Source organism: Klebsiella sp. GG_Kp175, from assembly GCF_040062325.1.
Taxonomy (GTDB): Bacteria; Pseudomonadota; Gammaproteobacteria; order Enterobacterales; family Enterobacteriaceae; genus Klebsiella; species Klebsiella quasipneumoniae.
In genome coordinates, this window is the sequence record NZ_JBEAFX010000011.1 from 155302 (window position 1) to 177043 (window position 21742).

The following is a 21742-nucleotide window of genomic DNA, read 5'->3' on the forward strand; positions in this document are numbered from 1 at the left end:
TAGAGTCTCTCCCGCAGGATGGCGAACATTTTCCCGGCAATAGCGATGGGAGTTATCAGATGCAGCAGCCACAAACTACCCCGCCAAGGGTGGAGATGATCAATATCACCAAGACCTACGGGTCGATACGTTCATTGCGCGGAGTCAACCTTGAGCTGGCCCCGGGTGAAGTGCTGGGCCTGGTGGGTGATAACGGCGCGGGGAAATCCACCCTCACCAAAGTGCTCTCTGGCGCAGTGATCCCCTCCAGCGGCACGATTCGTATCGACGGTGAACAGCAGCAGTTTACGAACCCGGCCGATTCGCGCCGCTGCCATATCGAGATGGTCTACCAGGATCTGTCGCTCTGCGACACGGTCGACGTCGCGGGCAATCTGTTTATGGGCCGTGAGCCGATGAAATCGGTCCTCGGTATCCCCTTTCTCGACGAAGCCAAAATGCACGCCGATGCCAGAGAGATGCTTAAAGGGCTGGGGATATCTATTCCGGATACCCGGCTGCTGGTGCGAAATCTCTCCGGCGGCCAGCGCCAGGCTATAGCCATCGCCCGCGCGGCGGCCTTTGACCCGAAAGTGCTGATTATGGATGAGCCCACCGCCGCGCTGGCCGTCGCGGAGGTCGAAGCGGTTCTGGAACTCATTCGCCGCGTTTCCGCTCGCGGGGTGAGCGTGATCCTGATTACCCACCGCCTGCAGGACCTGTTCCTGGTCTGCGACCGGATCATGGTGATGTATGAAGGCACTAATGTCGCCGACAGACGGGTGTCCGACACCAGCCTGAACGATATCGTTAACCTGATTGTGGGCGAAAAGTTCACCGCCCGCTCTGCGGCTGCACATTGAGGTAACAGGATGAGTATCATGAACTTAAGCAGCTCCCGCATGATCCAGCATTCGCTGCCGCGCCGCCTGCTGCATAACCACTCGGGCGTGGTCAGTATCGCCCTCTTTTTCGTCTTCTGCTGCGTGGTGTTTTCGCTGATCACCAGCAACTTTCTCACCGGCACCAACTGGCTGAACATTATCCGTCAGAGCGCCCCGCTGCTGATCGTCGCGACGGCAATGACCATGGTGATTACCACCGGCGGCATAGACCTGTCGGTGGGCTCTACCCTGGCGCTGGTCGGCGCGCTCTCCGCTATCGCCCTGAATAGCTGGGGGCTGCCGTGGCCGGTGGTACTGCTCGGCGGCCTGCTGCTCGGCGGCGTCGTTGGCGCCATCAACGGCTTCTTTATTGCCTATGAAGGGATTCCGGCGTTTATCGTCACCCTCGCCACTCTGGCTGTGGTTCGCGGCATCGCGCTGCTGATCACTCAGGGTTATTCGATTCCGGTTCCGGCTGACAGCCTGTTTACCTTTATCGGACGCGCGTGGGTAGTCGGTATCCCCATGCCCGCGCTGCTCGGCATTCTGATTCTGCTGATCGGGCATATCGTTCTTAATCACATGCGTTTTGGTCGCTACGTGACCGCTATCGGCGCCAACGCTGAAGGCGCGCGACGCAGCGGGATTAACACCAAAGCCGTCACGATGAAGGTCTATATCCTCAGCGGCATGGCCGCCGCGCTGGCGGGAATGATCATTACCGCTCGCCTCGGCAGCGGCTCCTCCAACCAGGGTGAAGGCTTTGAACTGCAGGTTATTGCCGCCGTGGTGCTCGGCAGTACCAGCCTGTTTGGCGGCTTCGGTACCATTATCGGCACGCTGCTGGGCGCGCTGTCGATTGCGGTCATTCAGAACGGGCTGATCCTGTCGCATATTTCGCCGTTTTACACCCAGATAGCTACCGGCACCATTATCCTGCTGGCTATCTGGCTGAACACCCGCATTCTCAACCCCACGCGCTCCGCGACAAAAGGATAGCTGATGAACGGATCAATTTTTCGTCATCCCTCACCGCTGCCGGTTGGCGTCAGCAGCGGTTACGTGATGACAGTGCTTGGCCCGCTGCCGATTAACGAAATGGGCGTCACCCTGATGCATGAGCATATTCTGCTGGATGCCTCCGGCAAATGGGTGCCGCCCTGCTGCTGTAGCGATCGCCATCTTGCCGAAATGCCGGTGAAAATGGAAAACCTTGGCGAACTGTCGCTGAATCCGTTGATGAGCCGCGATAACTGTCAGCTGTTTGATGTCGACGTTGCGATTGAGGAACTCACTAAATATCGCGCCCTTGGCGGCGAAACCGTGGTCGACCCGACCAATATCGGCATTGGCCGCGATCCGAAAGCGCTGGCGCGCATCGCGCGTCTGACCGGTCTGAACATCATTATGGGTACCGGGCTCTATCTGGAAGCTTCGCACCCTGAGTGGGTAAAAATCAGCAGCGTCGAACAGCTGACCGAACGGCTGATTTACGATCTTGGCGGCGCGGAGGAGAAACCGGAGGTGCTCGCCGGGCTCATCGGCGAAATCGGTATCTCCAGCCGCTTTACGCCGGATGAGGAGAAATCCCTGCGCGCTGCGGGTCGGGCCAGCGCCGCGACCGGCGTGCCGATCGAGGTCCATCTGCCCGGCTGGGAGCGGCTGGGCCATCGGGTGCTGGATATTCTCGAGCAGGAAGGCGCCGATTTACGCCATACCGTGCTGTGCCATATGAATCCCAGCTTTGCCGATAAGCGCTACCAGCGCGAACTGGCACAGCGCGGGGCGTTTCTCGAATACGACATGATCGGCATGAGCTATTACTACGCCGACGAGTCGGCGCAGTCGCCCTCCGACGAGGAGAACGCCCGCGCGATCCGCGAGCTGATTGACGACGGCTACATCCAGCAAATTCTGCTGTCGCAGGACGTCTTCCTGAAAACCATGCTCACCCGCTACGGCGGCCACGGTTATGGCTACATACTCAAGCATTTTGTTCCGCGTCTGCGGCGCCACGGCGTCAGCGGCGAACAACTTGAAACCTTAATGATTGGAAACCCCCAGCGGGTCTTTGGCGGATAAAAGGAAACGTCATCATGCAGAAAAAAATCTTACTGGTCGGTGAGTCCTGGACCAGCACGTCAACGCACGTTAAAGGCTTCGACCAGTTTGCCACCGCCACCTGGCACACCGGCGCAACGGACTTTCTGGCCGCGCTCGCCGACAGTCCCTATGCCATTACCTATATGCCCGCCCACGCGGCGGCGACCGACTTTCCGCTGACGCTGGAAGCGCTGCAGGAGTGGGATGCGATTATTCTCTCGGACATTGGCGCCAATACGCTGCTGCTGCATCCGGACACCTGGCTGAAGAGCCGCCGCACCGCCAACCGTTTAACGCTCCTGCATGATTACGTGGCCGGCGGGGGGGCGCTGATGATGATCGGCGGCTATTACAGCTTCCAGGGAATCAACGGCGGCGCGCGCTACCGCCATACCGCGGTGGAGAAAGTGCTGCCGGTACGCTGCCTGGCCTGGGACGACCGCATTGAAACCCCGGAAGGCTGCTATGCCGAAGTGACGGAGTCTCACCCCCTGTTTAACGATATTCCGGGCGAATGGCCGTGGCTGCTGGGCTATAACGAAGTTGAAATGCACCCGGAAGGCAAACTGCTGGCGAGCGTGGCCGGTACCGGTCATCCGCTGTTGGCTGTTCGCGAATATCAGCAGGGTCGTTCGCTGGTGTGGACCAGCGACATGTCGGCGCACTGGCTGCCGGAAGAGTTTGCCAAATGGCCCGGCTATCGCCAGCTATGGATTAACTGCCTCGACTGGCTGACGGAACGCCGCTGATGACCACGACCCTTGAGCTCGCCCGGCAGCTGCTGGGCTTTAACACCATTAACCCGCCGGGCAGCGAAGCTGACTGCATGCGGTTCTTCGCCGACTGGCTTGACGATAGCGGTTTTGAGGTTTCGCTGTCGTCGTTCGGCGAGGGACGCTGCAATCTTATCGCCAGCCTTCCCGGGGCGAAGAGCGGTAAACCGCTGGCCTTTACCGGACATCTGGATACCGTCCCGCTGGGAAATGCCCGCTGGCAGTACGATCCTTTTGGCTCGCAGATGGAAGACGGGCGTCTTTATGGCCGCGGATCCAGCGATATGAAAGCGGCGATAGCGGCGTTTGCCGTCGCCTGCGTTCATCAGCGGGAAGCGATCCTCGCCGGACGCGGCGCGGTATTGCTGATAACCGGCGGAGAAGAGACCGGCTGCGACGGCGCGCGGGCGCTGATCGCCTCCGCAACGTTGCCGGAGGTGGGCGCGCTGATCGTCGGTGAACCCACCGCCAACTATCCGGTTATCGGCCATAAAGGCGCGCTCTGGCTGCGCTGCGAAACGCGGGGGAAAACCGCCCACGGCGCGATGCCGGAGCTGGGGATCAATGCTATCTATCTTGCGGCGGATGCGTTGGGTAAGATTCAGCATTTTTCGCCAGGCGCGCCGCATCCGCTAATGAAGCAACCCACCCTCAACGTCGGACGCATAGAAGGCGGACTCAATATTAATTCCGTACCGGACCGCACGCGTTTTGATGTCGATATCCGCAGCGCGCCCAATTTACAGCACGCCGCTATCCGGGAGCGCTTGACGACGCTGCTTGGCGAAAGCGTCACCGTCTCCACGCTGGTCGACCTGCCCGCCGTCCTCAGCCGGGAGGATCACGCGTGGATTAAGCAGGTTTACCAACGCTGTCAGCCGCTGCACGCTGAGCCGATTGCGCCGCGCGTGGTGCCCTACTTTACCGACGCCTCGCTGCTGCTGCCTGCATTGGGCGATCCGCCCTGTATTATTCTCGGCCCCGGCGAGCCGTCGATGGCGCATCAAACCGACGAGTACTGCCTGCTCAGCCGACTGGCGGAGGCAGAACAGCTATACGGTGACATTATTCGCGACTGGATGGCATCACCGCCCGCGACGAAAGTAAAAAATGAGTGACACTGTCACTGAAAGCGCGTGCCATGCATTCAGCGTTTGAATAATTTCGCGGAATAACAGAGGATAACCGCCTCGTACACGACGGTATCCCCACCAGCAAGGAGGCTTAGCATGTCCGTGAAAACCAACGCTGTGCTCGTTTGCACCCTCTCTTTACTTCTTTCCGCCTGCTCGGGTGGTGCTTCTGCGCCGGACAGCGCCGAAGACGCTAAAATATCGGCTGAAGTGGATAAGATACTTCGCGATTATCAAACGGGTTCCGATACTTCACCCCAGGCCAATGCCTCACGCTATCTGGCGCGGATCCAGGCGGCTATATTCGCTAACATAGACCAGCCGGCCTCCTGGCAAGGGCAAAAATGCTCGGTGCGCTTTACGCTACAGCGTGACGGGACAGTGCAGGATCCGACGGTCGAGAGCGGCGATCGGCCATTCTGCGCGCAGGTGATGTCCGCGCTGAAAAAAGCCAACATCCCGCCCGCGCCGGACGAAAAAACCTATCAAACCTTCAGTCATGTCGTGCTGGACGTGAAGCCCTGAGCTTGCCCGCAGAAATGGCCCCGGCCATCACCAGGGCCATTTCGAACAAGATAAGCTGACAGCCCTGCTTAACAGACGCTTTTTGGCGATCAGCGAGGAATGATTCAATAGTAACAGGCTGGCGCAAGCCTGTTTTTTTTCCATTCTTCAGGATCGTGGCCGGGTATGAATACCGCATGATATCGCTCGGTAAGCTGACGCAGCTTTCGCACTGACTGAGCGACATCAGTAGCAGACGTCATTAGCCCCGGGAGCGCCTTCTCATGGTAATGATCTAAGGTATAAGCCGCATCAATCGCTAGCGTAAAATTTGTACCACCCGGTAAGCGGATAAGAAAAGATTGATGGCCCGGTGAATGCCCTGGGGTGAAAATACATTGTAACGTGCCATCACCGTAAAGGTCATAGTGATCATCGGACAACCCGTTCAGAAATAGCCAGTTAAGTTGGGGACGATCGAAATCGCGTCGGCAATAGGCTCCCGAAGTAAACCAGTCAGGGGCAAAGGCATATTCATACTCTTGCCTCTGGACAACATGCGTAGCATGGGGGAAGCGACCAATTGCTCCCGTATGATCAGAGTGCAAATGGGACAGGACCACATAGCGGATATCCTCAGGAGCAATGCCAATCCTCTTAAGTTGTTCCACGCAACCCTGTTCTTCTGACATCACCGGTTTAAACTGCTCTACAGTACTTCCCCAATAACCGCTGGGATCTTTCAATCCTTCGACAGCCAGACCGCCGTCAATCAGCGTAAACCCATCCGGATGGGTCAGCAGAAACCAGGGAACAGGGATCTCATAATGCTCTCCCACGCCCTGATTCATCCGGATATGCTGATATCGACAATGCTGTGTTCCTGACTGGAACATGAAAAGCTTTATCTCTGGCATCATTATTTTCCACTAATAAATCAATTAAATAGATTGAAATTTAGCCTGACTCAGGCCTTGAGTCTGGATTTTTCATCATTTCGCAGGAAAGCAGTAGATGCCTGTCCCCACTTACATTTATCGGTAAAGCCAATATAATTGGTGAATGGATCTCTTCTCAGCAATGCGCATATTTATCAGGGTGGTTGAACGGGGCAGCATGTCGGCTGCAGCCCGCGATCTCGGCATTGGCCAGCCCGCCGTGAGTGAAAGAATAGAAAAACTGGAAGCACATCTTGGGACACGTTTGCTTAGGCGCAACACGCGTAACATGTCTCTAACGCACAGCGGTAACGTGTTTTATGAGCGAAGCAAAACGGCCGTTCAGGCGGCAGAGCATGCTCTTTCTGTGAATGAGGAAAATCAGGGGCTGCAAGGCAAAATCCGTATTGCCGCGCCCTATTCCGCCGGAGAAAGCCTGCTGATGCCTGCATTGTTGCAGCTTCAGAACGAGCATCCGGAGCTGCAGGTCGATGTCATTTTTAACGACCGCATCATCGATCCCGTCACCGAGGGGGTCGATTTATCACTGAGGTTAGGTGATGTCTCCGAAGGCTTTTTTGTCGCACGTCCGCTTGGCGCCGTGCGCAGAGTGCTAGTGGCCTCTCCGGCTCTGCTGGCGAAAATGGGTCATCCTGACACGCCGGAAGCGCTGACAGATTATCCATTTGCTGCTGTTTCCGGTGTATTCGCCAGTAATCGCATTCAATTGATCGCTTCCGAAGATCAACTCATTAATGTTCCCGTCAATATTCAATTTCAGTCCACGCACTGGCGGAGTGTCCTCTCCTGGTTATTAGCTGGACATGCCATTGGTGTTTTGCAAAGTCCGGTTTGCAGAAAAGAAATGGAACACGGCGCGCTCATCCCCCTCTTAAGCCACTATCCGATCCCGCCATTTAGTGCCTGGTTGCTCCATCCACCGGCTGGGATGATGTCGTATGAAACGCGAATTTGTGCCTCCCTGCTGGAGGGCTATCTCAGAGATTTGTTGCTTGAGTCGAAGTGATGAGCGGGAAGGATTGTTCAAACGCAATCTCGTTTAACCGTCCAGTATCATCGTAGCCTTGATAGGTTTGCTTTAAGAGAATGGCAAAACCTATACCTCATATCTTCAAAACAAAATCATTTCTGTTGGGAATTGTGAAAAGCTCAGGTTATCCGTACTGCACTTATCTATGTTGATGGTAGAAAGCGATGCGTTAAGTTACGTGTTTCACTGGCTCAATGATATCGTGCCGCGCGAACTGCCAATGCTCGCATAAACCAATTAAATCTAATGAAATGACCGGATTAGTATCTTTTGAAATAGCAGTTCTATACTGGGTCACCACAGCACAAATACGCTTTACAATTTAAAAATGACAAGCACGTTGACAAGTTATATGTTTATGCTAAACATAAAAGTAGTTCTTGTAATGTTATTTGTCACCAAAAACTGGCGTTCTTCTATTTAGAAGTCGGCCTGTAAAACCATGCATTATCATAACGCTCATAGATAACAAGGTTTATTTTCCAGCAGCGCAGAAAAACGTTTAGTTAAATAACCATTACGATAGGGTTATTTTCGTAAAAACAAAAAATGCCCTACTTATCAACCAGAGAAAATAGCAGGCAATTACTAATAATCAAGTATGTTACATGGTTGAGTTTTAACACTATAACAGTGATAACTTCTCTTACATGCCATAATAAAATACTTATTCGTTTTAGGTGTTAAAAAACACTTTCCTTCTCATCAACGTTCCTCTTTAAAGAAGGTTAATAAAATGAGCGATGAAAATGATAGCTCGCTAACCATAGCAACACATTGTGCTAAACGGCGAGAAAATTTTCCAGATGATGTAAAAAAAACCTTTTCTACCCGGCCCTGGGGTATCGCACTTTCCGGTGGCGGTATACGAAGTGCTACTTTCAGCTTTGGCTTATTAAAGGCTCTATCAAAAAATAAAATATTTCACAGATTTGATATATTATCGACAGTATCTGGTGGTGGATATATTGGCTCGACTATTGGTAAATTATTCCATGGAACTAAAGACCCTTTTGCTGTTGAAGAAGCACTTAGTGAAGCTGATACAAGATGGTTTGCTGTCTGGCTCCGGGCTAATGGCCGATACTTAATACCAGGAGGAATGCAGGATGTTATATTCGCCACGGCTAATTTTGGTCGAAATATCTTAGCAATCCATCTTGAACTTGCATGTCTTTCCATTCTGTTGGGGAGTATCATTGTCAGCATAGATTTATTAGCTTGGGGATTGGCAGATAATATATACGCTCAACGAGATTCATTGCGAATTGCATCCCCTTTAATTACAATCCTTGGTTTTGTTTCTCAATGGCCAACAATATGGCTGCTGTTGATACCATTGCTGTTTTTCAGTCTCGTATTGTCATGTGCCTACTGGGCCTTACCAACACAAAATAAAGAATCGTTTTCTATTGGTATGCAAAGCTATCTAACACTATTGTTGGCATTTTCTGGTGCTTTTATTATCCTTTGTCAATTTACACACAGTTTAGATAACACTATCATTAACAATCTTGCAGGGTGGCTAAAGATACCTGCGGAACTGGGTTATGTACTGCTCACCATTTGTATGGTATATTTTTTTGGCGTGTTTGTTGCTGTAATTCTCAATGCCTGCAGGAAAGATAAAAATCTTGACTGGGCTCGTAATAAATTGACGACCGGATTATCGCTAGTACTTCGAATAGCACTTGTTATCACGGTAATTGGAGGAACTGATTACTTAGCATGGTCATTGGGTAACAGCAATAGTAATATACAAGGAACTCTGGGTGCTGTACTTGGGCTTATCGCTGTAGCATTCAGGATTGCGCTGCCTAAGATTTCTGATTTACCTAAAAGTCTGATTACTGTTACACGTCGCGTAGTATTAGAGGTGATAAATTTCATCGGCATCCTTGGCTTGGCTCTGATTGTAATATTTTGGATGAGTTTAGTCCACCGTTTGACCTCGAATGCTCTTTTCGATATGTCCCTAAAAAATCTGACGTTTTCCGCAGCATGGCAGGTATTAAGTTATCTGTTCTTTCCTACCCTTTTGATAGTTGTCATATCTTCTCGAAACCAGGAGTTTCTGAATCGTTCATCTCTTTATACATTTTATCGGGCTCGGCTTATTCGTAGTTATCTAGGTGCGGGTAATCCACAAAGATTCAAATCAACAGCAAACACGCGGGCTAACTGTTTATCGCCAGTGGAAAATAATGGATTATTTACGAATGTTACTGATGTGCAACCTCAGGATGATATACCAATGCAGCAATATCAGCCTCACCATAGTGGTGGCCCGGTGCATCTCATTAATGTTTGTGTCAATCAAACTCGTGATGCTAAAGGTGGCTTATTCAATCAGGACCGTAAAGGAATACTAATGACTGTTGGTCCTAAAGCGCAAGTATCAATTTCTAAGAATAAATGGTACCAATGCGCATCAAACACAGCGTTGAGTCTTGGCTCATGGATGGCTATATCAGGTGCAGCAGTTGCACCTGGGCTGGGGGCTTCAACTCGTCCTGGCATATCTGCCTTGTTAATGATGTCAGGTATACGTTTAGGTTATTGGTGGGATAGCTCAAACATAACAAGCAACAGTGATTCAAAGAAAAATAATCCTGGGAAATATAAGCAACTTTTGAATGAATTATGTGGTCGATTTGATATTAATAGTCGACGGGATTGGTTTCTAAGTGACGGGGGGCATTTTGAAAACACAGGTGCATACGCATTGCTTCGTGAAGAATGCGAAATAATCATAGTTGCAGATTGCGGTGCAGATCCACGCTATTCATTTGGCGATCTGGAGAATCTAGTTCGCAAAGCACGAATTGATTTACAAGTCCAAATAACCTTTCTACGTCCAAAACAACCGCATCCTAACCTGCCTGGTGTTTTTGGATCGCTTAACGAATTAGCTTCATCTGAAAGTGAAGCTTGTCTTGCCATTGCCCGTATAAATTATATGCATAGTAACACAGCTGGTTATATGTTCATCGTAAAACCCAATATGTGCCAGCAAGCACCCATTGACCTGGTTAATTTTAAAGCCGAAAACCCCTTATTTCCTCAAGAACCTACAACCGATCAATTTTTTAGCGAGGCTCAATGGGAAAGTTACTTTCAGCTAGGGCAAACAATAGGCAATAATATCACACTCACTCAATTGACTAACGCAGCGGTTTTTGCTGATACCTATTTTATAGATGATGATGGTGCGATAATCATAAAAACCCCTAATGGCAAGCAATCTCTACAATACTCTACAAAACGATTATCTTCACGAATAGTAGCAACTGGTGCTGTATCAGCATCAATTAGTCTTGGCGCTTTTGCATCTATAGGTTTGGCGGGTTGGCAGGCGATAAGCAGCGCAATGAACAATCAGTCACAGGATTCCTTTGTCAAATCGGCCGATCTCAAAGAGTTATCAGATATATTTGGTAGCCTACCTGTATCTGAAAGTAATACACCTGATTTGTCTGGAAACAAAATTGGACAAATGGCTACAGCATTGCTACGTGTTGGGGATTCCGCATGTAGCTCAAAAAATTTTTCTGAATTCAAAAAGTCTAACTTTTTAAACTTTATACTTAAAAATACCAGAGAAGCATGTAAGACAAGTAATTCATCTCATCCTTCATGTAAGGAACTACTCAATGAGAGCAACTTCTCACCTTGCCTACAACAAAATCCACGTGCAACTTGCCAACATATGTACTGGACTCGAGACTATTCATTGTCTTCCGAACTAAATATCCCTAATTGCATGCCTATTATTCCGTTATCTGACATTAGTTCCAGTACAGCTATTTCAGCCTCAGGTAAAGTGGGGGATATTTACTCTGTGAAGACTCATAATATCACTCACAACACCTCTGATTTCAAATGCAAAGGTATAACAATATACTTACAAATATATGGACCAGAATGGCGTGATGCTGCCAGAATGTACCGTAAACCCTGGCGCGAAATGGGAGCCTCCGTTCCACCTATAGAAGACGTTGTTGATACAGCCCGAAGAGACGGCCGCCGTCCGCCTCAACCCTACCCGGTACCGACGGTCATCTATCATAATGCAACCGCAAGATCCTGTGCCCTCGCTCTCCAGCCACCAGGTACTGAACCGAGATGGCAAATCCATGCACTGCCTAACAAACTGGATGCTGTTCAGGGAGTTATTGAAGTATGGCTGCCACCATCAGCTTTTAAAGTTGAACATCTCACTGATAATGGCCTCTAATTTTTTGAAGGTGACAATATACAAAGGCGATAATTCTATGGTGTAAAAAATTAATTTTTTAAACCTCGGGAGAGATTTACTCAATAAAATAACAAATTTAGTATTTGTATATTTTTCGTAATAATCAAAATTCGAAATAAGCTTAGTGCTGGTATTAAATGAACCCCTAAAAAACAGAGAGGACATAGAGTAATTATGAAAATGAGTGACACACTTAACAAGTCCATTTCATTTTTTTGCAAAAATAACTTCACTGATAATGAAGAAAACCATTGTGCACATTTTGTATGCCATGTGCTACAAATTGATACTGGTTATGATTGCAAATTATTTATGAATGGACAATATCCTGGAGCATGCCTCCGCGTTCATGAACTCTTTGCTGCGTGCCCTGCTGTTGGTGAATGGGAACATGCCCCAACCGGATTAAAGATCGCCTTCATAACTGATAGTTTTAATGTTGATCTAGAATCACATAAAATGAGGAACGTTCCTAAAAAACATGTTGGAATATTTTCAAACGGTCTAATCTACCATTACTCAAACATTCAAGACATGGTCATTTGCCAATCCGCTGAGGATTTTATGAATCGCTTCAAAAAAGCATATGGTGGCAACCTTAAATTATATTATGGCATTATTCCTCCATCAGCAATATTGCCAGACTCAGAATCCGACACAAATAATGAAGGCGTGAGCCTACAAAATTTTGTTAGCGTATCTAAAGGAACTGAACCAATAATTAGAAAAGAAAAGGTTTCTGATAAACAAAATGATTACTATGCAACTTTTGAAGGCAGTCAGGAATTTTATATTGCCCGCAGCGTACGATATAAATCATTTAAAGGTCTATATCAGCCACATAATAAAAAAAATGGACCGCGTTATTTGGTCAAGGACTATATTAAAGAATATGGTACTATGGCTGGTGTTATAGCTGTGATCTCACAAAGTGAAAGTGAGGGTTACTTCAATACATTAAATACATATGACCGAGCTTCATTTACCTTCGGTTTTTTCCAGTTTGCAGCGCATACACCGGATGATAACCTCATTTTATTAATTCGACGAGCTGCTCGGGAACATGAGATGTTTAAAACAAATTTCCCTGAGTTAGTGCTGGTTGATGGTGTGCTGCATCGTGATTTAGGTTTACACTCTGTTAGTCTCGAAAGAAAATATCCAAGAACCGGAAATTCGGAGGAGTTAATATTAAAAGATTTCATGTCTTATCTTAACCCGAATGTGACGGACATTGACGACAAAGAGCTATCGAATGCAGCCAAATTAATTCAATTGGCTAACACTAATATTACTTTTAATCATTTGCAAGTTAATGTTGCCGCACAAATTACAATGAGAAAAATAAGAGAGAGATATAATATTTGGTATAAACTTAATGGTGCATCTGATCTTATATGTACTGCAATCGCCGATATTCATCATCAGGGACGAGGTACTCGAAAAGAAATTAGTGGAATACTTACTTCTAAACTATCATCCGATGAACAGCTAAAAGCTTTATGTCTGGTTGGGATTGAGAATAATCTGGAGAGATGTAAGTCTTTAAGTTTAGCTCTTGATAAGGCTAAAGAAGATGGTTACTTAGGTGTTTCCAGGTTCGATTCTGCGAGTGGTTTGTTCAAACCTAATCAAGGCTGGCCAGAATGATAATTCAGGACTGCATTTTCAGGTAACAATATGATAAATATATTGAAAAATGTCACCTGAAAATTTAGTGGCATTTTTCATGTAACACCCTAACAAACTCTCTGGCTACGCTTCCCTCTCCACCAGCCATTTATCGCTGAGCAGAATACAAAAACAGGGGCATACGCCCCTGCGTGACTACCGGCGGCTCATGGCCAGCTTCGCGGCAAATACCAGAAACAGGCAGCCGGTCGTTCGATCCATCCATTTCACCACGGCTGGTTTTTTCAGGATATCGGCAGCATAGCGAGTGGCGGTAATCAGCGTTAACGACCACAGCGTCCCTATCAATACATGGATTGTGACCAGGAGAAAGGTCCAGCTGATGGGTGAATGCCCGGCGGGGATAAACTGGGGCAAAAACGAAACGTAGAAGACGCCCATTTTGGGGTTAAGCACATTCCCCAACATCCCACGCAGGAACCAGTTACTCGTGGAATCTGATTCGGCCAAATGGGTGTTAAATTGCTGGCGTGGGCGCAGGAGCAACTGGATGCCCAGCCAGCAAAGGTATCCTGCTCCGCACCATTTCAATAAGGTATAAGCCAACTCAGAAACCGCCAGTAGCGCACCTAAACCAAAGGCCACCAGCGCGCCCCAGATAAAGCACCCGAGATCGATGCCTAACGCGGCATGCAAGGCTTTGCGTCCCCCTTCAGCAGTCGCCGTGCGGAGAATAAGAGCAGTATCAAGACCTGGCGTCAGGGTAAGCAGTGTAGCAGCGAGGGTGTAAGCAAGAAGTGAATCAGTGACGAGCATTTCCTGTCTCCGAAAGAGACAAGGTTACTGAAGTGTTCACATTTTTGCAACAAGAATGATGAGCCATTCAACATGGATGGCGTCCGCCTGGATAACGGGAAGTCCCCTATGAGGCTCTCTATCCAACGCATACAACAACCGGACCTGTTGCCCGGTTGCCATCTGCCAGAGCGGAGAAGGCAACTTAACGGATACTTGCCCTTTTAGCATTTAAAATTCTGTTAGCGCCATCAACAAACCCTTCACCACCTGGAAATTGACTTATCCAGCGCGGCAATGATGGTATAACTTGCGCTATATCATTGATCGTGTTCATTCCCAACGTTTTGCTGTAGTAGCTGAACATGGGGGCATCATTGAGCGAATCACCACTGTAGAAAACCGATGCCTGTTCATCTGATTCTTCCAGTACGTAAAAATGCTTTAACACCTTTCTGCTCATGACGAGTTTGTCATACCCCCCTAACCACCCCAGTACCCATAGATTATTAATGGTATAGCTGCATTTATTTTCCGCTAATTCGTCAATGAGCTGTCTGGTCTGCTCATGATTTTTGGGAAGTTTGAAAGCGATACTCGTCAGGCGAAAATCCTGATCGTCAGACACTTCAACCCAGGGGTATTTCTGGCGAATCTTGAGAAGAATATGGCTGATTTTTTCTCGATTGAGAAGATATTTGTCTTCATGCCAGAAGTACCTGTTAATACCATGTTCGATGTTATTTCTGGTAAGAAATAATCCTCCATTTTCAGCGATGACCCCATCAACTGGCCACATTCTCGCCATCTGATCGGCCCAGCCGGCAGAGGCCGCCGTTACCGGAATCACCTTGATGCCCGCATGTTGTAGCATTTCCAGACTCTGATAGGTTCGGGCCTGCAGTCTGCCCTTATAAGTCAGCGTTTCATCCATATCAGTTAAAACAAAACGAATATTCTGTAGCTCTTCATTCTTAACGTTATCAATTAAATTCATAAATCCCCCATACTGGTGATATTAATGGCTTTATTGATAAACGTTAATATCGAATTGGCATTTGATATTCTCTATTAACTCGAGAGATTTGATCCTTCTTACTGCACGAAGAAAGTCCGCAGGGGCATTATCTGGCCGAAGATTAATTCATTGGTCCCTACATTCAGCAGAAACCTATCGAGGCTTGCGCTTCCCTGCGCTATCAACGTTCTGCGCCATCGGCAACCCCTGCTTATCGCTTCAACTCGTCCTGCCACAGCGGGGATGACGCCAGCTGTTGGCATACCGTGTCGATAAATACCCGGGTATGCCGCCATCAAAGCGGTCTCTCCGCGGATGGCCGCGCGTGGAGAAGGCGCGATCCTGCTGACTGGCGGCATGTTTGCCACTCAGCCCCACACCATCAGTAACCCTCCCCGGCCGTCGCCAGGCGTCCGGGAGCCATCGCCCGGACGTGCGGAAGAAACGTCATCCATCGCTTGCTTTCCCTGTCACCTCGGATCAGGATACGACGATATTCATGGAGGCTATGTGATGAAATATTTTATCGGTATGGCGGTGACGTTATTGTTGAGCACGCCGGTGCTGGCGGCGGGCGAGCTTGAGATTAACCAGTCTCCCCTGACGCTGGTGTTGAGCGATCAGAATCAGGCACGGGTCTCTTCCTGTGCCGATTTCATTGCGCTGCGTAAAGCGGGAGAGACCGTCGATGCGCTGCCCGGGCTTTCCGACCCGGATGGCCGTGCGGCGGAAGCGGCGTTATTCTCCTGCTGGCTACAGGCCTACACCATCGATCATACGTTATTCCCCTCTGCTGCGCCGAAACCAACCCTGGCTGAGGTGGTTCAGCACTTTCCTGCCAGTGCGGCGTTTATCGTCAGCGATGACGAAAAGCAGGACGTCGCCAAAAACTATGTGGGGAAAACCATCGCCGACTATACCCCGGACCTGAAAGCCAGGGACGATCGTCTGGAATCAGCGGCCAGCGCCAGCGGTTATGTGCTGGATGAGTATTATGCGTTTACCGATAAGCAAGGGCATCAGCTCAACATTGTCGCTCTGGTGGGCTACGCCATCGGCGGTACGGCAAGCGTGAAAAGCTACTATCGCATCGATGACACGCACGCCCGCGTCTGGAGCGTCACCCTGCTCGATGAGAACAGCCCGTTATAAGCGAGGGTTCCCTCTGCGGCGCTACCGCAGAGGGTTTCCGGTTTACCTGGCCAGCCACTGACGCCAGCCGCCCCAGGCGGTGATCTCTGTGGCCGCGCCCAGCCCTCCGGCTTCGCAAATAAAGCCTGTCACCCAGCGGCCGTCGGCCAGCTCAATCTGTCCCAGCCCCAGCGGCGCGGGGATGGCGGCCAGCAGCGACCCCACCTCGGCGCTGGGGATCTCCCAGACTTCCACGGCTATCGCGTCCCCCTCTGGCTCGTCACGCACCATCGCCGGGCGCTTGCCATCCGGAAGGACATACAACCGATAGCGCGGCGCGCTGTGGGTCGCCTGCAGCAGCCTGCCGCCCCGCGCCAGCAATTGACCGTTCAGCGGCTGGCCGGACAGATGTGCGCCGCATACCGCGAGAGCCATCCGATCATGACCCGCGGGATGCGCAGGCGGCGGGCTTTCCAGCCGCGCGCCGCCAGCCAGCGGTAGCCGCTCCGCGCGCTGGAAGGCGTCGGCCAGGCTCAGCAAATACTGATCGGTAAAGGCCCGGCCAAACAGCGTGACGCCGGAGGGCAATCCGTCAGGCATAAACCCGCACGGCACGCTCACCGCCGCATAGTCCAGCAGGTTCATAAAGTTGGTGTAGTAGCCCAGGTCGGCATTGCGGGTGATGGGCTCCACCGCCAGCTCGTCGAGCGTTACCGGGCGCGGAACGGTTGGCGTCAGCACGCAGTCCAGCGTCTCGAGAATGGCATCGCACTGCGCTTTATACCCCTGCAGCTGATACATCGCCTTAAAAGTCGCCGTCGCGTCGATATCAGGCGCTTTCGCCAGCACATCGCGAATGACCGGCAGCACGGCATCCGGCTGCTGCTCAATCAGCGGGCCAGCCACCGCATAGCGTTCAGCAACCCATGGTCCGTCATATAGCAGGCGGGCGGCGGCCAGAAATGGCGCGAAATCGATCGCTACCGGCACGCCGCCGAGCGCCGTCAGCCGCTGCACGGCCTGGGCGAACAGCGCTTCGCTGACGCGGCAGCCGAGGAAGTTAAGCTCCCGCGGGACGCCAAAGCGAAACCCGGCGGACGGCCTGCCGAAGGCCTGACGGCTGTTCCACTGGGGATTGCGGCGGCTGTAGCTATCCTGCTGATCGGATCGGGCAACCAGCGCCAGCAGCTGGCTGGCCTCGTCGGCGGTGGCGCTGAAAAAGGTCACGCAGTCCAGCGTCCGGCAGGCAGGTACCACTCCAGCGGTAGAGATCACCCCTTTCGTCGCTTTCAGCCCCACCAGGTTATTCAGCCCGGCCGGGACGCGACCGCTGCCGGCGGTGTCGGTCCCCAGCGCGAAGCTTGCCACGCCCAGCGCTACCGCCAGCGCGGAGCCGGCGCTGGAGCCGCCGGAGGGATAAGCGGGATGGTACGCGTTGCGGCAGCGGCCATACGGCGAACGGGTCCCGTTCAGGCCGGTGGCAAACTGGTCGAGATTGGTTTTGCCCACCGGCACCGCCCCCAGGGCAATCAGCTGAGCGACAATGGTCGCGCTTTGCGTCGGCCGGTAAGCAAACGCCGGACAGGCAGCGGTGGTGACGATCTCCGCAAGGTCAATATTATCTTTGATCGCGAACGGCACCCCGTACAGCGGGAGCGTCTCTGGCGAATGGCCTTCCAGCGCCGCCAGAAACGGCGCCTGCTCCGCTTCGCTCAGGAGATGAATAAACAGATTAAACTCGGGATTCAGCGCTTCCGCCCGCTGGCGGATCGCCGCCAGCAGGGCGCGCGGGGTGGTGTTGCCGTTACGATAGTTCGCCGCCAGGGTCGCCAGGCGTAAATCAAACGTCTGCTGCATCATGCCTTCTCCTCAATAATCACTGCCACCCGCTGCCCGGCACGCACCGCGCTGCCTGGCTGCACATTGACTTGCTGAACCCTGCCATCGCATGGCGCCAGCAGCGGGATCTCCATTTTCATCGACTCAAGCACCACCAGCACATCGCCGGCACGTACCTGGCGGCCCACCGCGGTCTGCACCTGCCACAGATTGCCGGATACCGGGCTTTCCACCCCCTGTTCCCCCGGCTGCAGCGGCGCATCGCCCGCCTCTTCTGTCGCGCTCTCCTGACTGTCGAAATGAGCCTGGCCGCTGGCGATCCAGCGCTCGCGCTCGTCGTTAAACGCCCGCTGCTGATGGTCGCGAAATGCGCTAATGCTCTGCGCCTCGCGAGCGAGAAACTGCTGGTACTCCGCCAGCCGCAGCGTGCTGTGCTCGATGCGCAGCGGGTAGCGTCCGAGCGGGAAATCGCGGCGAATCTCCAGCAGTTCCTCCGCCGAGACCGGATAGAAACGCAACTGGTCGAAAAAGCGCAGCAGCCAGGGCTTGCCAGCAAAATCGGCCACCTCGTGATAGCGACTCCACATCTGCAGGGTGCGGCCGACAAACTGATAGCCACCCGGGCCTTCCATGCCGTAAACGCACAGATACGCTCCGCCGATGCCCACCGAGTTTTCCGCCGTCCAGGTTCGCGCCGGGTTGTATTTGGTGGTGACCAGCCGATGGCGCGGATCAAGGGGGGTAGCCACCGGTGCGCCGAGATAGACATCGCCGAGCCCCATCACCAGATAGCTGGCGTCAAACACCGTTTGCCACACCGCCTGCTCATCCGGGAGATCGTTTATCCGGCGAATAAACTCGAGGTTGCTTGGGCACCAGGGGGCGTCCGGGCGGACGGTGGTCATATATTTGTCGATCGCCTTGCGGCAGGCGGGATCGTCCCAGGAGAGCGGGAGATGCACCACCCGTGTAGGCACCTGCAGATCGTCGCTCATGCAGACCGTGGCCCACTCCTCGCGGACCCACGCCAGCAGGGTCTCCAGCGCCAGCGTTTCCGGCTGGTAATGCAGCTGCAGGGAGCGGATCCCCGGCGTGATATCAATGATCCCTTCCCGGGCTTGCTCCTCAAGGGCCTGCATCAGGGCATGGATGCGAAAGCGCAGCACCAGATCCAGCTCCGCCTCACCTGCCTCCAGCAGCAGATGGGTATCGCCGGAGAGGCGCGCCACCAGGCGTTTGTCAGCTTCGCCGCAGGTCATCACCACCGGCGAGGTAAGCGGCACAGGCTGCCAGGCAACGTCCTGCGCCTGCAGGGTCGCCAGCTCCGCGCGACGGCCTGCCGCCAGCCGCCGGGCGGTGGGGACGTCCACCGCCACAAAGCGCACTTTATCCCCCGCCTTAAGCTGGCCCAGTTGCCAGAGATCGGCTTCGATCACCGTCACCGGGCAGACGAAGCCCCCGAGGCTTGGGCCGTCCGGCCCGAGGATCACCGGCATATCGCCGGTAAAATCCACCGCCCCCACGGCATAGGGGTTGTCATGAATATTCGACGGATGCAGCCCGGCTTCGCCGCCGCTGTCGCGGGCCCAGACCGGCTTGGGTCCGATCAGGCGCACGCCGGTGCGGCTGGAGTTAAAATGCACCTCCCAGTCGGTGGCAAAAAAGGTCGCCATATACGCCGGGGCAAAGAACTCCGGCGCGCCGTGGGGACCATAGATCACCCGCAGCGTTCGCACTGCCGCAAGCTCAGTGCGCAACCCTGCAGTAAGCGCCGCGCTTTCCGTGGTCTCAGCCGGAGGTGCAAGATGCAGCACGTCGCCGGCGCGCAGCGCCCGTCCGCCGTGGCCGCCAAACTGACCGAGGGTAAAGGTGCTTTTACTGCCCAAATAATCCGGCACCTGAATGCCGCCGCGCAGGCAGAGATAGCTTCTGACCCCTGGCCCGCTTATCGCCCCCAGCCTGAGGGTCGCACCCGCCGGAATAGTGAATACGCAGTCCATCTCCTGGTCGACGCCGTCGAGCGTTACGGCCAGCGGCGCGCCGCAGACCACCGCCTGTACGGCGGTATTAAATTTCAGGGTGGGTCCGCTAAGGGTGATCTCCAGCGCAGCGTCGCCCTCGGCATTGCCCAGCAGACGGTTGCCCAGGCGCAGCGCCCGGTCATCCATCGGTCCCGAGGGCGGTACACCCACCGCCCAGTACCCCAGACGTCCCGGGTAGTCCTGGACGCTGGTCTGGGTGCCGGCGCTCAGAACCTCCACGGTATCGGCCCGGTAGCGCAACTGCTCCAGACAGCGAGTCCAGGGTTCTCCGGCAGTAAACGGCGCAAAGCTGAGGATCTGCTGCAGGTACTGGCGGTTGGTTTCGACGCCGTACAGGCGGGTCTCTGCCAGAGCCTGCGCCAGGCCGGCGATCGCCTCATCGCGGCTGGGGCGCCAGACGATAGCTTTCGCCAACAGCGGGTCGAAAAACGGCGGCACCTCACACCCGGCCTCCACCCAGCGATCGATGCGCAGGGTGGCGCCGTCCGCCGGTGGAAACCAGACGTCGGTTAACAGTCCGGGAGAAGGCTGAAACTGGCGGCCAGGATCTTCGGCGTAAATTCGCGCCTGAATAGCATGGCCCCGGGGCTGTAGCCCGGCGGCCAGCTCGCTCAGCGGCGGTAAATCCCCTGCCGCCAGGGCGATCATCCAGTGCACCAGGTCCACGCCCCACACCTGCTCCGTCACGCCGTGCTCCACCTGCAGTCGGGTATTGACCTCGAGGAAATAGAAACGCTGCGCCGCGCTGTCGTAGACAAACTCCACCGTCCCGGCGCTGCGGTAGTTCACTGCTTTTCCAAGGGCAATGGCCGCGCTACACAGCGCCTGCGCCATCCCGTCCGGCAGATTTGGCGCCGGGGTCTCTTCAATCACTTTCTGGTTACGTCGCTGCAGCGAGCAGTCGCGCACGCCGAGGGCGATAACTTCCCCCTTCCCGTCGCCGAAGATTTGCACCTCCAGATGGCGGGCGCGTTCGATATATTTTTCGAGAAACACCCCGGCGTCGCTGAAGTTGTATTGCCCCAACCGCTGTACCGTGGCAAACGCCTCGCTCAGTTCGCGGGCGTCGCGGCAGACGCGCATGCCAATCCCTCCGCCGCCCGCCGTGCTCTTGAGCATCACCGGGTAGCCCACCGCCTCAGCCGCCCGGCAGGCTTCCTCACTGTCGGCCAGCAGTTCGCTGCCTTCCAGCAGCGGAACGCCCTCCGCCTTCGCCAGGGCGCGGGCGGTATGCTTCAGGCCGAAGGTTCGCAGCTGTTGCGGAGTCGGGCCAACAAACGCCAGTCCCGCCGTCTCACAGGCTTCGGCGAAGGCGGCGTTTTCCGACAGAAAGCCGTAACCGGGATGGATAGCGCGGGCGCCGCTCTGCAGCGCGGCGGCAATGATCTTCTCTACCATCAGATAGGTTTGCGCTGCCGGCCCCTCGCCAAGGCTGAGCGCCTCATCCGCTTCGCGGACGTGCAGACTGCTCAGGTCGGCTTCGGCGTAAACGGCGACGCCCTTCACCTGCATGGCGCGCAGGGTGCGCAGAATGCGGCAGGCAATCGCCCCGCGGTTAGCAATCAGTAAGGTATCAAACATAAGCGGAACTCACAGCGAAGCGGGTCGTCCCGCAATAATTCGTCTTCCCCTGAGGTCGTCCCCGGGAGAGCCGGCGCTTAA

15 protein-coding genes are annotated in these 21742 nt (G+C 53.4%); 10 read left to right on the plus strand and 5 right to left on the minus strand.

Going from position 1 to position 21742, the window contains the following annotated elements:
• Window positions 1-95 precede the first annotated feature (95 nt).
• The 6 genes from ABLU73_RS16520 (at window position 96) to tolA (ending at window position 5397) form a co-directional block, all read left to right on the plus strand.
• Window positions 96-842 carry an ATP-binding cassette domain-containing protein gene (locus ABLU73_RS16520; protein ID WP_072199055.1) on the plus strand — a complete coding sequence of 249 codons (747 nt, stop codon included), beginning with the start codon at window positions 96-98 and terminating at the stop codon, window positions 840-842.
• An 18-nt stretch (window positions 843-860) separates the two neighbouring features.
• The gene (locus tag ABLU73_RS16525; protein WP_263077845.1) at window positions 861-1862 is read left to right on the plus strand and encodes an ABC transporter permease; all 1002 of its coding nucleotides are present in this window, start codon (window positions 861-863) and stop codon (window positions 1860-1862) included.
• 3 nt (window positions 1863-1865) lie between these two features.
• Window positions 1866-2945 (plus strand): phosphotriesterase-related protein, encoded by a 1080-nt coding sequence (locus tag ABLU73_RS16530; RefSeq protein ID WP_263077844.1) that lies wholly within the window; start codon window positions 1866-1868, stop codon window positions 2943-2945.
• 14 nt (window positions 2946-2959) lie between these two features.
• Window positions 2960-3715: a glutamine amidotransferase gene (locus ABLU73_RS16535; RefSeq protein ID WP_023297626.1), complete on the plus strand. Its 756-nt coding sequence runs from the start codon at window positions 2960-2962 to the stop codon at window positions 3713-3715.
• Complete coding sequence (locus tag ABLU73_RS16540) at window positions 3715-4857, plus strand: M20 family metallopeptidase (RefSeq protein WP_264924072.1); 1143 nt, start codon at window positions 3715-3717, stop codon at window positions 4855-4857. The genes ABLU73_RS16535 and ABLU73_RS16540 overlap by 1 nt, the downstream gene beginning before the upstream one ends.
• 111 nt (window positions 4858-4968) lie before the next feature.
• On the plus strand, window positions 4969-5397 hold the full coding sequence (tolA, locus tag ABLU73_RS16545) for a cell envelope integrity protein TolA (RefSeq protein WP_008804864.1): 429 nt from the start codon (window positions 4969-4971) through the stop codon (window positions 5395-5397).
• A 104-nt stretch (window positions 5398-5501) separates the two neighbouring features.
• Here the strand turns inward: tolA and attM are convergent, their stop codons facing one another.
• Window positions 5502-6296 (minus strand): N-acyl homoserine lactonase AttM, encoded by a 795-nt coding sequence (attM, locus tag ABLU73_RS16550; protein ID WP_004224867.1) that lies wholly within the window; start codon window positions 6294-6296, stop codon window positions 5502-5504.
• Between the two features lie 160 nt (window positions 6297-6456).
• Between attM and ABLU73_RS16555 the strand changes: the two genes are divergently transcribed.
• The 3 genes from ABLU73_RS16555 (at window position 6457) to ABLU73_RS16565 (ending at window position 13273) form a co-directional block, all read left to right on the plus strand.
• Complete coding sequence (locus tag ABLU73_RS16555) at window positions 6457-7341, plus strand: LysR family transcriptional regulator (protein WP_043519572.1); 885 nt, start codon at window positions 6457-6459, stop codon at window positions 7339-7341.
• A 760-nt stretch (window positions 7342-8101) separates the two neighbouring features.
• A complete protein-coding gene (locus ABLU73_RS16560; RefSeq protein WP_348850304.1) occupies window positions 8102-11602 on the plus strand; it encodes a patatin-like phospholipase family protein in 3501 nt (1166 codons plus the stop codon).
• A gap of 195 nt (window positions 11603-11797) precedes the next feature.
• Complete coding sequence (locus ABLU73_RS16565; protein WP_133175756.1) at window positions 11798-13273, plus strand: hypothetical protein; 1476 nt, start codon at window positions 11798-11800, stop codon at window positions 13271-13273.
• A gap of 177 nt (window positions 13274-13450) precedes the next feature.
• Here ABLU73_RS16565 and ABLU73_RS16570 read toward each other — a convergent pair whose 3' ends face one another.
• Complete coding sequence (locus tag ABLU73_RS16570) at window positions 13451-14071, minus strand: LysE family translocator (protein ID WP_023297634.1); 621 nt, start codon at window positions 14069-14071, stop codon at window positions 13451-13453.
• A 184-nt stretch (window positions 14072-14255) separates the two neighbouring features.
• The gene (locus tag ABLU73_RS16575) at window positions 14256-15047 is read right to left on the minus strand and encodes an HAD-IIB family hydrolase (protein ID WP_043519573.1); all 792 of its coding nucleotides are present in this window, start codon (window positions 15045-15047) and stop codon (window positions 14256-14258) included.
• Window positions 15048-15581: 534 nt separating this feature from the next.
• Between ABLU73_RS16575 and ABLU73_RS16580 the strand changes: the two genes are divergently transcribed.
• Window positions 15582-16220 (plus strand): hypothetical protein, encoded by a 639-nt coding sequence (locus tag ABLU73_RS16580; RefSeq protein WP_012968198.1) that lies wholly within the window; start codon window positions 15582-15584, stop codon window positions 16218-16220.
• 42 nt (window positions 16221-16262) lie between these two features.
• Here the strand turns inward: ABLU73_RS16580 and atzF are convergent, their stop codons facing one another.
• Together atzF and uca are read right to left on the minus strand one after the other, a co-directional pair.
• Complete coding sequence (atzF, locus tag ABLU73_RS16585; protein WP_216555476.1) at window positions 16263-18059, minus strand: allophanate hydrolase; 1797 nt, start codon at window positions 18057-18059, stop codon at window positions 16263-16265.
• Window positions 18056-21661: an urea carboxylase gene (gene uca / locus ABLU73_RS16590; RefSeq protein WP_264924069.1), complete on the minus strand. Its 3606-nt coding sequence runs from the start codon at window positions 21659-21661 to the stop codon at window positions 18056-18058. The genes atzF and uca overlap by 4 nt, the downstream gene beginning before the upstream one ends.
• Between the last annotated feature and the right edge of the window lie 81 nt (window positions 21662-21742).

Coding starts and splice junctions, on each gene's coding strand:
- ABLU73_RS16520 (WP_072199055.1), top strand. CDS start 96: ATGATCAATATCACCAAGACCTACGGGTCGATACGTTCATTGCGCGGA.
- ABLU73_RS16525 (WP_263077845.1), top strand. CDS start 861: ATGAACTTAAGCAGCTCCCGCATGATCCAGCATTCGCTGCCGCGCCGC.
- ABLU73_RS16530 (WP_263077844.1), top strand. CDS start 1,866: ATGAACGGATCAATTTTTCGTCATCCCTCACCGCTGCCGGTTGGCGTC.
- ABLU73_RS16535 (WP_023297626.1), top strand. CDS start 2,960: ATGCAGAAAAAAATCTTACTGGTCGGTGAGTCCTGGACCAGCACGTCA.
- ABLU73_RS16540 (WP_264924072.1), top strand. CDS start 3,715: ATGACCACGACCCTTGAGCTCGCCCGGCAGCTGCTGGGCTTTAACACC.
- tolA (WP_008804864.1), top strand. CDS start 4,969: ATGTCCGTGAAAACCAACGCTGTGCTCGTTTGCACCCTCTCTTTACTT.
- attM (WP_004224867.1), bottom strand. CDS start 6,296: ATGATGCCAGAGATAAAGCTTTTCATGTTCCAGTCAGGAACACAGCAT.
- ABLU73_RS16555 (WP_043519572.1), top strand. CDS start 6,457: ATGCGCATATTTATCAGGGTGGTTGAACGGGGCAGCATGTCGGCTGCA.
- ABLU73_RS16560 (WP_348850304.1), top strand. CDS start 8,102: ATGAGCGATGAAAATGATAGCTCGCTAACCATAGCAACACATTGTGCT.
- ABLU73_RS16565 (WP_133175756.1), top strand. CDS start 11,798: ATGAAAATGAGTGACACACTTAACAAGTCCATTTCATTTTTTTGCAAA.
- ABLU73_RS16570 (WP_023297634.1), bottom strand. CDS start 14,071: ATGCTCGTCACTGATTCACTTCTTGCTTACACCCTCGCTGCTACACTG.
- ABLU73_RS16575 (WP_043519573.1), bottom strand. CDS start 15,047: ATGAATTTAATTGATAACGTTAAGAATGAAGAGCTACAGAATATTCGT.
- ABLU73_RS16580 (WP_012968198.1), top strand. CDS start 15,582: ATGAAATATTTTATCGGTATGGCGGTGACGTTATTGTTGAGCACGCCG.
- atzF (WP_216555476.1), bottom strand. CDS start 18,059: ATGATGCAGCAGACGTTTGATTTACGCCTGGCGACCCTGGCGGCGAAC.
- uca (WP_264924069.1), bottom strand. CDS start 21,661: ATGTTTGATACCTTACTGATTGCTAACCGCGGGGCGATTGCCTGCCGC.